This is a genomic window from Pseudomonas serbiensis (genome assembly GCF_030580745.1).
Lineage (GTDB): Bacteria > Pseudomonadota > Gammaproteobacteria > Pseudomonadales > Pseudomonadaceae > Aquipseudomonas > Aquipseudomonas serbiensis.
The window spans coordinates 1-12,752 of sequence record NZ_JAUQOO010000035.1; the positions used below are offsets into that span (position 1 = coordinate 1).

Consider the following 12,752-nt stretch of genomic DNA (forward strand, 5'->3'; position numbering starts at 1 on the left):
TGATGGCTGTTTTTGTCGAAGCGCCGTGGGCGGTGATCAAGAATGCGACGCCGGTGCTGATCGACGGCAAAAGCATAGGCATTCTGGATCGCTCTTCCGCCTACTGGAAAGCTCAGGGAAACAACGCCTGGGGGGATGCGATTCGCGGGTTCAGGAGCACGGTGGTGGCTTTGGGGGCGTTTGCGGTGGCGGCGGCGGTGTTGGAGCTTTGGGATATTTGGGACGATCACAAAAATGCTAGAACCTCAGAGGAAAAAACGGCTCTAGTTGTAAAGGGTTTTGCTGTTCTTGCAATGGGGGCTGGGGGTGTAACTCAGTTGATAGCAGGGCTAACCTTATCTAGAGCTGCCGTATTTTTTGTAATGAGTACATGGGTAACTATTGGTATTTTAATAGCTGGATTCGTTTATTTAATCGCCAGCATGGTCTTGAACTATTTCAAACAGGACAGTGTCGGTTGGTGGTTGCGAAAAAGCTGCTGGTCGCGCTCGCCTGAACATCGGCATACGGATACCCAGGAAGGAAAGCTCGAAGAAAAGCGCGCTCTATTGGAAATCCAGCTGAGCCCGCAAATTTTAATTAAAAGCACGGTTGAGTACCGACAGAAGTACATAGGTAAAGTCGGGTATGTAGATATACCTATACAGAATGGTGCCTGGATACAAATACGTCTGCCTGAGGTATTACGCGGGCAATGTGTTCAGCTGAACGTGATCAGCAGTACACGGCCCTTCGGCGTTCTGCCCACAGTGGAAGCAGATACTCCCATCGTAGACGCATTTGAAAAACGCGGAAAATTTGCTCCTCTCAAGGAGTTTGGCAGGCTAGGAAGTGAACGACCTCCTTATAAATCACCGGATCTGTATTTCCCGATTTTTCCTGCAGGCGAGGACGTCATCTGGCAGACCTGGGTTCCGCTCAGGGAAGACGCCACCTACATCGAGCTGAAAATCTGGTATCCGAATGAGGTGAGTGCTTCAGAGCAAAAAGCTCAAAGCTATCTTTACCAGATAGAACTAAGCCAAGAGGGCAGTATGGTTGTAGATGGCTCAACCCTCACACAGCTCGAAGTCAGTAAAAAAAGCCGTGCCAATGCACTGGCCCTTGCTCTTCCGGAATAAGAATATTATGAATAACATAGCCGCCTGCCGCACAGCGCAGAACACACTTTTCAGCAGCGATACGGCTGTAATGGCGTGGAGTATAAAAACAATTGATTGCCCTCCGAAGGAGTTTATGAGGTTTCAGGTTTCTGTTATAGCTGGGGTTCTTTCGCTTTTTCTTTATTTTATATGGTTGATGTGGGATGCTCTGACTGAGAGTGTAGGGTTGTTTATAGGGTTTGCTTGCGCAACAGTAGCGTATTTTGTCTACTTGATTGTGCTTGTAATAAGACAGAAGACCATATTTAATTACCGCATTACATACCGGGTTGGGTCTGTCGAGCACTTTCGTCACTACCCAAGCTTCGCAGGCCCTCTCTTCAAAGGCATCGCCATCTTCACCATTCTGCTATTTCTCGGCGTGGCCCTCGTCACAGGCTCCCTGCTATTTCTGATTGGTCCAGCCGCCATTTCACTGGGGGCCGCACGCTCTTTGCTGAATTGGGAGAATAAAATCCACCATGAAGAAAGTCTGCCCTGGAACGAGCATAACTTTGTCACGGTGGATCGCAAACGCTCCATGATAATCACCCATCGAACGGACATCACGGTGGGGTTTGAAGCCCGCTTCCCCAACAAAGACCTGTTCGAGCAATACCTGCAATTCCTGCACTCGGTCCTGCCACCCACAGCCGAGTTCATGGAGAAAGACTGGGAGTGGTGAAAAACGCGGTGCCTGATGCAACAAGCTTTTGAATAGTGTGTTTTGTCAGTCACGATATTGTTGGTGTCATGGTGGGGCAGATTTCCTTGCCACACCGCAAGGTGATTATCCGCAATATCGGCACCCCAAACATTTATCAGATAGAACTCGACAAGAATGGGAATGGCACAGCAGATGGATTAACCACACCCCATCTTTTGGTGAGTGCTGAGCACCGTACCCAATCATTGACCCTTCCCACCCCGGATTAAGTAAGCAATATGAAAAGCGAGAAAAAAGCTTCGCTCAGTGACGAGTCTCTGAATGATACCGAAAAACAAAGTGCTGCTTATCATTTTGATGAGTTGAAAGACTGCGAAAAAATATTTGACTGGTCCATAAGGACTATAAACGGCACTCCAAAAGATATAATGGAAGGCCAGGTGCTTATCTTTTGCGCTGGTACGGCATGGGGGCTTTTACTTACTTTTTTGACTTGGTGGAAAAGTCAAATTCATGTGCCCGAACTAATGGTCGGCGCTATATTTCTATACTGTAATGTATTTTTTTATATCCTCATCTTCAGACAAAAAAACATATTCAACTACAGTGTCACCTCACAAAAAGCACTGCTTGAATATTACGACTACTACCCAAGCTTCGCAGGCCCGCTCTTCAAAGGCATCGCCATTTTCACCATCCTGCTATTTCTCGGCGTCGCCCTCGTCACGGGTTCTCTGCTCTTTCTCATCGGCCCCGCCGCCATTTCAATCGGGGCCGCACGCTCTTTGCTGAATTGGGAGAATAAAATCCATCATCGGGAAACTCGTCCATGGGATACCCACAACTTCGTCACGATTGATCGAAAGCGCTCCATCATCGTTATTCATTGCACCGACATCACTACAGGATTTGTCGCCCATCTCCCCAACAAGGACCTGTTCGAGCAATACCTGCAATTCCTGCATTCCGTCCTGCCGCCCACTGCCGAGTTCATGGAAAAAGATTGGGAGTGGTAAAGAAATTGGCGAGTGAAGTACCTCATATTCGTTTTGGGAATAACCAAATGAATAAATGAGATTTATGGATATAAAAAACTACTGTTAATGTCACTCCATTACGGCGGTTTTCGCCTCATGAACATTCAATACCCAGCAAAGGAGCGCCCCATGCGCACTCTCATCTTGCGTCGAGGCCTGGCCGCTCTGTTTGCCGCAGCAGTCGCTTTGGGGGCCATTACCCAGGCCCAGGCTGAAGACCTTCGTATCGGTTATCAGAAATACGGCACCCTGGTGGTGCTCAAGGCCAAAGGCTCCCTTGAGAAGCGTCTGGCCGAGCAAGGCGTGAAAGTGCAGTGGACCGAATTTCCGGGCGGCCCGCAGTTACTGGAAGGTCTGAACGTAGGCTCCATCGATTTCGGCGTCACCGGCGAGACGCCTCCGGTTTTCGCGCAGGCTGCCGGCGCGGACCTGCTTTACGTTGCCTATGAGCCGCCAGCGCCTACCAGCGAGGCGATTCTGGTGCCCAAGGATTCACCGATCACTTCGGTCAAAGACCTCAAAGGCAAGAAAGTCGCCCTTAACAAGGGTTCCAACGTTCACTACCTGCTGGTGCGTGCGCTGGAAGACGCTGGCCTGAAATACACCGATATCCAGACCGTATTCCTGCCGCCTGCCGATGCGCGTGCCGCTTTCGAGCGTGGCAGTGTCGATGCCTGGGTCATCTGGGACCCTTACCAGGCCGCAGCCGAACAGCAATTGCAGGCACGTACGCTGAGGAACGGTACCGGTATCGCTGATAACCATCAGTTCTATCTGGCCACCAAGCCTTACGCGCAAAAGAACCCGAAAGTGATCCAGGCCCTTGTCGAAGAAGTTCGAGCTGTGGGCGAGTGGTCTCAGGCTCACCCTGAGGAAGTGACCAAACAGGTTGCGCCGTTGTTGGGCCTGCCGGCTGACATCACTCTGACTTCGGTGAAACGCCAAGGCTACGGCGCGCTGTTTATCACGCCTCAGGTCGTCGATGCCCAGCAGAAAATCGCTGACACCTTCTACCAGCTCAAGCTGATTCCCAAACCACTGCGTATTGCTGATGTGATCTGGACACCTCCCGCTGCTGTAGCGAAAGCACAGTGATTGGCAGGCCCTTCGAGGAGACAACTCCATGAGCCTTAGTGCTTTGCAACGAACCATTCACAGACTGGCGCCTTGGGCACTTCCAGTCTTGCTGTTGGCGATCTGGCAACTGTCGGTCAGCGCTGGCTGGCTGTCTACACGCATTCTGCCCGCGCCAAGTGCGGTGATCGAGGCGGGCGTCAATCTGATTGCCAGCGGTGAAATCTGGACTCACCTGGCTATCAGCGGCTGGCGTGCCGGTATCGGTTTTGCCATCGGCGGCGGTATCGGTCTGATCCTGGGTTTCATCACCGGCCTCACCAAATGGGGTGAGCGCTTGCTGGACAGCTCGGTACAGATGATCCGTAACGTGCCGCACCTGGCGCTGATTCCACTGGTCATTCTGTGGTTCGGTATCGATGAGACCGCGAAGATTTTCCTGGTAGCGCTGGGCACCTTGTTCCCGATCTACCTGAACACGTACCACGGTATTCGCAACATCGACCCTGCGCTGGTGGAAATGTCCCGCAGTTATGGCCTGTCGGGATTCAGCCTGTTCCGTCATGTGATTCTGCCGGGCGCCATGCCTTCGATCCTTGTGGGTGTGCGCTTTGCTCTGGGCTTCATGTGGTTGACGTTGATCGTGGCCGAAACCATCTCGGCCAGTTCCGGTATCGGTTATCTGGCCATGAATGCCCGTGAATTCCTGCAAACCGACGTCGTGGTACTGGCCATCGTGTTGTATGCCGTACTTGGCAAACTGGCCGATCTGGCGGCGCGTGGTCTGGAGCGTGTGTGCCTGCGCTGGCATCCGGCCTATCAAGTAAGCAAAGGCGGTGCAGCATGACAAGTCTGAAACAACAACCTCCGCATTTGCTGCGTGGCATCCCGCTGGCGATTCAGGACCTGAAGAAAGCTTTCGGTTCCCGTGTCGTACTCAAGGACATTGACCTGCATATCCCGGCCGGTCAGTTCGTGGCCGTGGTCGGTCGCAGTGGCTGCGGCAAAAGTACCCTGCTGCGCCTGCTGGCTGGTCTGGACAAGCCTACCGAGGGTCAGTTGCTGGCAGGTTCCGGTGCGTTGGCCGATGCCCGCGAAGACACCCGCCTGATGTTCCAGGAAGCGCGTTTGCTGCCCTGGAAAAAGATCATCGATAACGTCGGCCTTGGCCTGAGCGGTGACTGGCGTCCACAAGCGCTTGAAGCGCTGGAGGCAGTGGGCCTGGCCGAGCGCGCCGATGAATGGCCTGCTGCTTTATCCGGCGGTCAGAAGCAGCGCGTTGCTCTGGCGCGGGCGTTGATCCACAAGCCACGTCTGCTGTTGCTTGATGAGCCGCTGGGCGCGCTGGATGCCTTGACCCGTATCGAGATGCAGCAACTGATCGAAAACCTGTGGCGCAAGCATGGCTTCACTGTGCTGCTGGTGACCCATGATGTCAGCGAGGCAGTCGCCATTGCCGACCGCGTGATCCTTATCGAAGAAGGCCGCATTGGGCTGGACCTTCTGGTCGACCTGCCACGTCCTCGCGCTCGTGGCTCGCATCGCCTTGCTGCGCTGGAAACCGAAGTGCTCAACCGCGTGCTTTCCCTTCCGGGATCGCCGCCGGAACCCGAACCCGTTTCACCGTTGCCCACGCAATTGCGTTGGGCCAATTAACCCCGATCCCACAAAAGGAAGGCATACCATGACTATCAAAGCGATTAACGTGCGCAACCAGTTCAAAGGCACCATCAAGGAAATCGTACAGGGTGACGTGCTGTCTGAAATCGACGTACAGACCGCTTCCGGTATCGTGACTTCGGTCATCACCACCCGCTCTGTAAAAGAGCTGGAGCTGGCCGTGGGCAGCGAAGTGATTGCATTCGTGAAGTCCACCGAGGTGTCGATCGCCAAGCTGTGATCTTCAGTGACACCCAGCCCCGGACGGTGCAGACCCTCCGGGGTTTTTACGTCCTGATCAAAGAGGCTGAGGCCTTTTTGGCAGGAATGGCGGCAGGTACAGCCCCAGATAGGTGTCGAACACCCGCATGCCTTCTTCGGCCATGCGTGGCGTGATCTGGTCGTGCAGTTGTATCGAGCGGGCGTAGACACGGTCGCCCAGTTCCATCGCCAGGGCGAATACATCCACATCGTCCGGCAGTGCCGGTATCGGGAAATGGCGGTTGAACACTTCAAGCATCAGGTGACCCAGTTCGATGTCGTGCTGGCGGTCGGCCTGATTGATTTCGGTCAGGCCATGCTGGGCAAGGATCAACTGGCGTGCGGCGGCATCGGCGTTATAGATGTTGAGCATGCGCAATTCCACCTGGCGTGACAGATCGCGCCAGTCCTTGAGCTGGTCATGATCGATAGGCGCCTGCAACGATGCCCGGAAGGCTGCATGGATATCGGCGGTCAGGGCCTCAAGCAATGCCGGGACGCTGGCAAAGAAGTGGTAGACAGAAGAGGGCGGTATCTCCGCGCGCTCGGCCACGCTGTAGATCGACAGGCTGGCCACTCCTTCGGTAGCGAGCAAGGTGCGTGCAGCATCGAGAATCGAATCGATTCGTGCCTGGCTGCGTGCTCGGGGTTTGCGAAGGGCGACGGTGCGGGTCATGGGGTGCTCTCGGGGGGGCGGCGGGGCTGCGGCATTGTACAGTGGCGTCTCTTTTAAGGTCTTCGCGAATAAATTCGCTCCAACAGTGAAAACCCCTGTTGGAGCGAATTTATTCGCGAAGAAAAACAAAAACGCCGCATGACCCTAAGGCTTGCGGCGCTTTGTGCAGCGGTCTGGATCAGACCGTATGCAGGTACCAGTTGTACTCAAGATCGGAGATGGAGTGCTCGAACTCCTCCAGCTCGCTCTCTTTGCAGGCCACGAAGATATCGATGTATTTCGGATCGATGTACTTGGCCATGACTTCGCTGTCGTCCAGCTCGCGCAGTGCGTCGCGCAGGTTGTTCGGCAGGCTTTGCTCGTGCTGCTCGTAGGAGTTGCCTTCCACCGGAGCGCCCGGCTCGATTTTGTTGGTCAGGCCGTGATGCACGCCTGCCAGCACCGAAGCCATCAACAGATACGGGTTGGCATCGGCACCGGCAACGCGGTGTTCGATACGCACGGCATCGGCCGAACCGGTTGGCACGCGCAGCGCAACGGTACGGTTGTCCAGGCCCCAGGTCGGGGAGTTGGGTACATAGAACTGGGCACCGAACCGGCGATACGAGTTGACGTTCGGGCAAAGAAACGCCATTTGTGCCGGTAGGGTCTCGAGCACACCGCCGATCGCATGACGTAATGCGGCGTTCTGCTCGGGATCCTCGCTGGTGAAGATGTTCTTGCCATCACGATCCAGGATCGAGATGTGGACGTGCAGACCATTGCCCGCCTGACCCGGATAGGGCTTGGCCATGAAGGTCGTGTCCATTTCGTGGTCGTAGGCGATGTTTTTGATCAGGCGCTTGAGTAGAACCGCGTAATCGCATGCCTTGATCGCATCGGCGACGTGATGCAGGTTCACTTCAAACTGGGCCGGGGCGCTTTCCTTGACGATGGCGTCGGCCGGAATGCCTTGCTCTTTTGCACCTTCCAGAATGTCCTGGAGGCAATCGACATATTCGTCCAGATCGTCGATCAGGTAGACCTGTGTCGAGTGCGGGCGTTTGCCCGAGATCGGCGAACGTGGCGGTTGTGGGCGACCATTCACGTTCTCCTGGTCGATCAGGTAGAACTCCAGCTCGAAGGCTGCGCAGATGGTCAGGCCCATTTCGTCGAATTTGGCTACTACCTGACGCAGGACTTCACGCGGGTCGGCGAAGAAGGGGTCGCCTTCGAGTTCGTGCATGGTCATCAGCAGCTGTGCCGTAGGGCGCTTCTGCCAAGGCTCGTTGCACAGGGTATCGGGGATTGGATAACAGATTCGGTCAGCATCACCGATATCCAGGCCCAGACCGGTGCTTTCCACCGTGGAGCCATTGATGTCCAGGGCAAATAAAGAGGCAGGCAGGTTGATGCCCTTCTCGTAAACCTTATGGAGGCTGGTGCGTTCTATGCGTTTGCCACGCACCACACCATTCATATCTGCAATCAGAAGGTCAACGTACAGAACCTCAGGATGTTCCTTAAGGAACGCGTTCGCTTCGTTGAGCTGAACGGCACGCGGGGGTACCGACATGATGCAACACCTTTGTTGTTAAAAATATCAATCATCGAGCATTACGGGTTTCAGTCAATCCGAAAGCCTTGATGAAGTCAATAGAGCCTTTTGTTGCCCTAAAACTGCGCCATATAGCCATTTTTGCCGCTATTTGGGGCGCGTATTCCTTGTTTCGAGCAGTGCTGAGTCAAGATCAGGAAGGCCCGTATTCTATTTTTATCGGGGCGTTGTATAAAAAAATGAACAAGGCTAAGCTCGATTGCAACCCACAGAGCAATAAAACCGGGGGTTCAATGCCTTGCCTTCCCTTGATCGACTCTACACCCCGCGCAATACAGAGCGGTCATCATGCCTGCCATATCAGTATCTTTAATGGCCTGTCGTCGAATCTGACAAGACTCTGTGTGCGACCCGACAGCACTGTCATGAGTTCCAGTCATACTGGACATCTGCTCTGTGCTGCACCACCTTTCGATATCGAACAGTATCACTATAGCGGCCCGATCAGCGTTACAGATGCCACCTTACCGCTTATTCGTGCCTGCCGAAACGAGTTGTACAACGTGACGCCGATGCGTCGGAAAAACGCCTGATTGCGATCAGGACACGACAACCCCTGAGGTATTTATGAGTACCAACCTCGACCAGCTCACCGATTGGTTGAAAGAACACAAGATCACCGAAGTCGAATGCATGATGTCCGACCTCACCGGGATCACCCGTGGCAAGATCTCGCCGACCAACAAGTTCATTGCCGAAAAAGGCATGCGCCTGCCTGAAAGCGTGCTGCTGCAGACGGTAACTGGCGACTACGTAGAAGACGACATCTACTACGAGCTGCTGGACCCGGCCGATATCGACATGATCTGTCGCCCGGACCAGAACGCGGTGTATCTGGTGCCCTGGGCCATCGAGCCTACTGCGCAGGTCATTCACGACACCTACGACAAGCAAGGCAATCCCATCGAGCTGTCGCCGCGCAATGTCCTGAAAAAAGTCCTCAAGCTTTATGCCGATCAAGGCTGGCAGCCCATTGTTGCGCCGGAGATGGAGTTTTACCTGACCAAGCGCAGCGATGACCCGGATTATCCGTTGCAGCCGCCTGTCGGGCGCTCGGGACGCCCTGAAACCGGGCGGCAGTCGTTCTCTATAGAAGCCGCCAACGAATTCGACCCGCTATTCGAAGATGTCTACGACTGGTGCGAGCTGCAGAACCTGGACCTGGACACCCTGATCCACGAAGACGGCACGGCGCAGATGGAAATCAACTTCCGTCATGGCGATGCCTTGTCGCTGGCTGACCAGATCCTGGTATTCAAGCGCACCATGCGTGAAGCCGCGCTCAAGCATGACGTGGCCGCCACCTTCATGGCCAAGCCCATGACCGGCGAGCCAGGCAGTGCGATGCACTTGCACCAGAGCATCATCGACATCAAGACCGGCAAGAACATCTTCTCCAACGACGACGGGACCATGAGCCAGTTGTTCCTGAACCACGTCGGTGGTTTGCAGAAGCTTATCCCCGAGCTGTTGCCGCTGTTTGCACCCAACGTCAACTCGTTCCGCCGCTTCCTGCCGGACACCTCGGCCCCCGTAAACGTCGAATGGGGTGAAGAGAACCGCACGGTGGGCTTGCGTGTGCCGGATGCCGTGCCGCAGAACCGTCGCGTGGAAAACCGTCTGCCGGGCGCCGATGCCAACCCTTATCTGGCGATTGCTGCGAGCCTGTTGTGCGGCTTCATCGGCATGGTTGAAGGGCTGAACCCGAGTGCGCCGGTGGTCGGGCGCGGTTACGAGCGACGCAACCTTCGTCTGCCGCTGACCATCGAGGATGCGCTGGAGCGGATGGAAAACAGCAAGACCATCGAAAAGTACCTGGGCAAGAAGTTCATCGTCGGCTACGTGGCGGTCAAGCGTGCCGAGCACGAGAACTTCAAGCGCGTGATCAGTTCGTGGGAGCGGGAGTTTCTGCTCTTCGCTGTTTAAGCCCTGCAGACGCCGCAGAACCTGCTGTGGCGTCTTGTCATCGAACCCGGACATAGGAACGCTGCATGAGTGCCAAGAACCCTCAAACCCTGGAATGGCAAGCCTTGAGCAGCGAGCACCATCTGGCACCATTCAGCGACTACAGACAGTTGAAAGATAAAGGCCCGCGCATCATCACGCGCGCCGAAGGCGTTTATCTGTGGGACAGCGAAGGCAACAGGATTCTGGACGGCATGTCCGGCCTGTGGTGCGTCGCCATCGGCTATGGACGTGAAGAGCTGGTGGAAGCTGCCAGCAAACAGATGCGCGAGCTGCCTTATTACAACCTGTTCTTCCAGACGGCCCATCCTCCGGCGCTGGAGCTGGCCAGGGCCCTTTCCGAAATCACGCCTGCGGGCATGAGTCATGTGTTCTTTACCGGCTCAGGCTCCGAAGGCAACGACACCATGCTGCGCATGGTCCGCCATTACTGGGCAATCAAAGGCCAGCCCAATAAAAAAACCATCATCAGCCGGGTCAATGGCTATCACGGCTCGACCGTTGCCGGTGCCAGCCTGGGCGGCATGACCTACATGCACGAGCAGGGCGATCTGCCGATCCCGGGTGTGGTGCATATTCCCCAGCCGTACTGGTTTGGTGAAGGCGGCGACATGACGCCTGACGAGTTCGGTATCTGGGCTGCCGAGCAACTGGAGAAGAAGATTCTCGAACTGGGCGTGGAAAATGTCGGGGCGTTCATTGCCGAGCCAATCCAGGGCGCGGGCGGTGTGATCGTCGCGCCGGATAGCTACTGGCCGAAGATCAAGGAAATCCTGGCCAGGTACGACATCCTGTTCGTGACCGATGAGGTGATTTGTGGCTTCGGTCGTACAGGTGAGTGGTTCGGTAGCGATTTCTACGGCCTCAAGCCGGACATGATGACCATTGCCAAGGGCCTGACCTCGGGGTATGTGCCGATGGGCGGCCTCGTCGTACGCGATGAAATCGTCGCAGTGCTTAATGAAGGCGGCGACTTCAACCATGGTTTTACCTATTCCGGGCATCCTGTGGCGGCGGCTGTTGCGCTGGAAAACATCTGTATCCTGCGCGAAGAGAAAATCGTCGAAAGGGTTAAAGCGGAAACGGCACCATACTTGCAAAAGCGACTGCGCGAGTTGAACGATCATCCCCTGGTAGGAGAGGTTCGGGGTGTTGGTCTGCTGGGTGCAATCGAGCTGGTGAAAGACAAGACCACTCGTGAGCGTTATGCCGACAAGGGCGTTGGCATGATTTGCAGAACCTTTTGTTTCGACAATGGCCTGATCATGCGGGCCGTGGGCGATACCATGATCATTGCGCCACCTCTGGTCATCAGTCTTGCGCAAATCGATGAGTTGATCGAGAAGGCGCGAAAGTGCCTGAATCTGACGCTGGCAGCACTGTAGGAGCGGATTTATCCGCGAAAGCTTCGCGAATGAATTCGCTACGACGGGAATTCCTGGGTTGTGTGGTGAAAGTCGGCTTGAAAGCGCGAACCGGAACTTGCCAGACTAATGGCTAGAAGCCGCTAATCTAACGGTCAGTGATAAAACATTGGAGCTGTACGCATGAAAAAATTTGGCAAGACCCTTCTCGCCTTGTCCCTCATGGGCGTGGTGGCCGCAACTGCACAGGCCGATGACAAAGTGCTGCACGTCTATAACTGGTCCGATTACATCGCACCGGATACCGTTGCCAAGTTCGAGAAAGAGTCTGGCATCAAGGTTGTCTACGACGTTTTCGACAGCAACGAAACACTGGAAGCCAAGCTGCTGGCGGGCAAGTCCGGTTATGACATCGTTGTGCCGTCCAACAATTTCCTGGCCAAGCAGATCAAGGCTGGCGTCTATCAGGAACTGGACAAGTCCAAGCTGCCCAACTACGGCAACCTGAACAAGGACCTGCTCAAGGCCGTTTCGGTCAGCGACCCGGGCAACAAGCACGCTTTCCCGTACATGTGGGGCTCGATCGGTATCGGCTTCAACCCCGAGAAGGTCAAGGCTGCTCTGGGTGCCGATGCGCCGGTCAATTCCTGGGATCTGCTGTTCAAGCCTGAAAACGCAGCCAAGCTGAAGTCCTGCGGTATCAGCTTCCTCGATTCGCCAACCGAAATGTTGCCGATCGCCCTGCATTACCTTGGCTACCCGACCGACTCCCAGGACAAGAAGCAACTCGCCGAAGCCGAGGCGCTGTTCCTGAAGATTCGTCCTTCGATTGCCTACTTCCACTCCTCCAAGTACATCTCCGACCTGGCCAACGGCAACATCTGTGTAGCGGTCGGCTACTCGGGTGATATCTATCAGGCCAAGGCGCGTGCGGAAGAAGCGGGTGGCAAGGTCAAGGTCAGCTACAACATTCCGAAAGAAGGTGCTGGCAGCTTCTTTGACATGGTCGCGATCCCCAAGGATGCCGAGAACGTCGACGGCGCCTACAAGTTCATGACCTTCCTGATGAAGCCGGAAATCATGGCTGAAATCACCAACGAAGTACGTTTCCCGAACGGTAACTCGGCAGCGACTGCGCTGGTCAACAAGGAAATCACCAGCGATCCGGGTGTCTATCCACCTGCAGACGTACAGGCCAAGCTCTATGCAATTGCTGACTTGCCTGCTGCTACCCAGCGGATCCTGACCCGCAGCTGGACCAAGATCAAATCGGGCAAGTAACCGCCTTCCGGTAGGAGCGAATTCATTCG

The 12,752-nt window shown here is 55.1% G+C and carries 12 protein-coding genes and 1 pseudogene; 11 read left to right on the plus strand and 2 right to left on the minus strand.

Annotated features, from left to right (window positions below):
* The 7 genes and pseudogenes from Q6A51_RS26275 to Q6A51_RS26305 all read left to right on the plus strand — a co-directional run.
* A pseudogene (locus tag Q6A51_RS26275) lies at nt 1–1,121 on the plus strand (hypothetical protein); the annotation flags it as partial.
* A gap of 7 nt (nt 1,122–1,128) precedes the next feature.
* Nucleotides 1,129–1,827 carry a permease gene (locus Q6A51_RS26280; RefSeq protein ID WP_304576071.1) on the plus strand — a complete coding sequence of 233 codons (699 nt, stop codon included), beginning with the start codon at nt 1,129–1,131 and terminating at the stop codon, nt 1,825–1,827.
* A 260-nt stretch (nt 1,828–2,087) separates the two neighbouring features.
* Nucleotides 2,088–2,825: a permease gene (locus Q6A51_RS26285; RefSeq protein WP_304576072.1), complete on the plus strand. Its 738-nt coding sequence runs from the start codon at nt 2,088–2,090 to the stop codon at nt 2,823–2,825.
* A gap of 150 nt (nt 2,826–2,975) precedes the next feature.
* Nucleotides 2,976–3,941: a sulfonate ABC transporter substrate-binding protein gene (locus Q6A51_RS26290; protein ID WP_025262385.1), complete on the plus strand. Its 966-nt coding sequence runs from the start codon at nt 2,976–2,978 to the stop codon at nt 3,939–3,941.
* 28 nt (nt 3,942–3,969) lie between these two features.
* Entirely contained in the window at nt 3,970–4,767 is a 798-nt protein-coding gene (ssuC, locus tag Q6A51_RS26295; RefSeq protein WP_122321055.1) for an aliphatic sulfonate ABC transporter permease SsuC, read from the plus strand.
* Complete coding sequence (ssuB, locus tag Q6A51_RS26300; protein ID WP_122321057.1) at nt 4,764–5,576, plus strand: aliphatic sulfonates ABC transporter ATP-binding protein; 813 nt, start codon at nt 4,764–4,766, stop codon at nt 5,574–5,576. Before ssuC ends, ssuB begins: the two co-directional genes overlap by 4 nt.
* Before the next feature lie 28 nt (nt 5,577–5,604).
* Nucleotides 5,605–5,820 carry a TOBE domain-containing protein gene (locus tag Q6A51_RS26305; RefSeq protein ID WP_025262382.1) on the plus strand — a complete coding sequence of 72 codons (216 nt, stop codon included), beginning with the start codon at nt 5,605–5,607 and terminating at the stop codon, nt 5,818–5,820.
* A 57-nt stretch (nt 5,821–5,877) separates the two neighbouring features.
* Here the strand turns inward: Q6A51_RS26305 and Q6A51_RS26310 are convergent, their stop codons facing one another.
* Together Q6A51_RS26310 and Q6A51_RS26315 are read right to left on the minus strand one after the other, a co-directional pair.
* Nucleotides 5,878–6,516, minus strand: coding sequence for a TetR/AcrR family transcriptional regulator (locus Q6A51_RS26310; RefSeq protein WP_025262381.1), 639 nt, complete (start codon nt 6,514–6,516; stop codon nt 5,878–5,880).
* 178 nt (nt 6,517–6,694) lie between these two features.
* Nucleotides 6,695–8,071, minus strand: coding sequence for a glutamine synthetase family protein (locus tag Q6A51_RS26315; RefSeq protein ID WP_201007239.1), 1,377 nt, complete (start codon nt 8,069–8,071; stop codon nt 6,695–6,697).
* Between the two features lie 71 nt (nt 8,072–8,142).
* Here Q6A51_RS26315 and Q6A51_RS26320 point away from each other — a divergent pair, with 71 nt between their 5' ends.
* From Q6A51_RS26320 to Q6A51_RS26335, 4 genes are all read left to right on the plus strand, one after another.
* A complete protein-coding gene (locus Q6A51_RS26320) occupies nt 8,143–8,646 on the plus strand; it encodes a hypothetical protein (RefSeq protein WP_304576073.1) in 504 nt (167 codons plus the stop codon).
* Between the two features lie 34 nt (nt 8,647–8,680).
* Nucleotides 8,681–10,039 carry a glutamine synthetase family protein gene (locus Q6A51_RS26325; protein WP_095068673.1) on the plus strand — a complete coding sequence of 453 codons (1,359 nt, stop codon included), beginning with the start codon at nt 8,681–8,683 and terminating at the stop codon, nt 10,037–10,039.
* A 65-nt stretch (nt 10,040–10,104) separates the two neighbouring features.
* A complete protein-coding gene (locus Q6A51_RS26330; protein ID WP_304576074.1) occupies nt 10,105–11,463 on the plus strand; it encodes an aspartate aminotransferase family protein in 1,359 nt (452 codons plus the stop codon).
* Between the two features lie 162 nt (nt 11,464–11,625).
* On the plus strand, nt 11,626–12,723 hold the full coding sequence (locus tag Q6A51_RS26335; RefSeq protein ID WP_201007235.1) for a polyamine ABC transporter substrate-binding protein: 1,098 nt from the start codon (nt 11,626–11,628) through the stop codon (nt 12,721–12,723).
* Nucleotides 12,724–12,752: the final 29 nt, after the last annotated feature.

What these genes read in the sequence shown, in the direction of transcription:
- Q6A51_RS26280 (WP_304576071.1), top strand. Translation starts at nt 1,129, where the DNA reads ATGAATAACATAGCCGCCTGCCGCACAGCGCAGAACACACTTTTCAGC.
- Q6A51_RS26285 (WP_304576072.1), top strand. Translation starts at nt 2,088, where the DNA reads ATGAAAAGCGAGAAAAAAGCTTCGCTCAGTGACGAGTCTCTGAATGAT.
- Q6A51_RS26290 (WP_025262385.1), top strand. Translation starts at nt 2,976, where the DNA reads ATGCGCACTCTCATCTTGCGTCGAGGCCTGGCCGCTCTGTTTGCCGCA.
- ssuC (WP_122321055.1), top strand. Translation starts at nt 3,970, where the DNA reads ATGAGCCTTAGTGCTTTGCAACGAACCATTCACAGACTGGCGCCTTGG.
- ssuB (WP_122321057.1), top strand. Translation starts at nt 4,764, where the DNA reads ATGACAAGTCTGAAACAACAACCTCCGCATTTGCTGCGTGGCATCCCG.
- Q6A51_RS26305 (WP_025262382.1), top strand. Translation starts at nt 5,605, where the DNA reads ATGACTATCAAAGCGATTAACGTGCGCAACCAGTTCAAAGGCACCATC.
- Q6A51_RS26310 (WP_025262381.1), bottom strand. Translation starts at nt 6,516, where the DNA reads ATGACCCGCACCGTCGCCCTTCGCAAACCCCGAGCACGCAGCCAGGCA.
- Q6A51_RS26315 (WP_201007239.1), bottom strand. Translation starts at nt 8,071, where the DNA reads ATGTCGGTACCCCCGCGTGCCGTTCAGCTCAACGAAGCGAACGCGTTC.
- Q6A51_RS26320 (WP_304576073.1), top strand. Translation starts at nt 8,143, where the DNA reads ATGAAGTCAATAGAGCCTTTTGTTGCCCTAAAACTGCGCCATATAGCC.
- Q6A51_RS26325 (WP_095068673.1), top strand. Translation starts at nt 8,681, where the DNA reads ATGAGTACCAACCTCGACCAGCTCACCGATTGGTTGAAAGAACACAAG.
- Q6A51_RS26330 (WP_304576074.1), top strand. Translation starts at nt 10,105, where the DNA reads ATGAGTGCCAAGAACCCTCAAACCCTGGAATGGCAAGCCTTGAGCAGC.
- Q6A51_RS26335 (WP_201007235.1), top strand. Translation starts at nt 11,626, where the DNA reads ATGAAAAAATTTGGCAAGACCCTTCTCGCCTTGTCCCTCATGGGCGTG.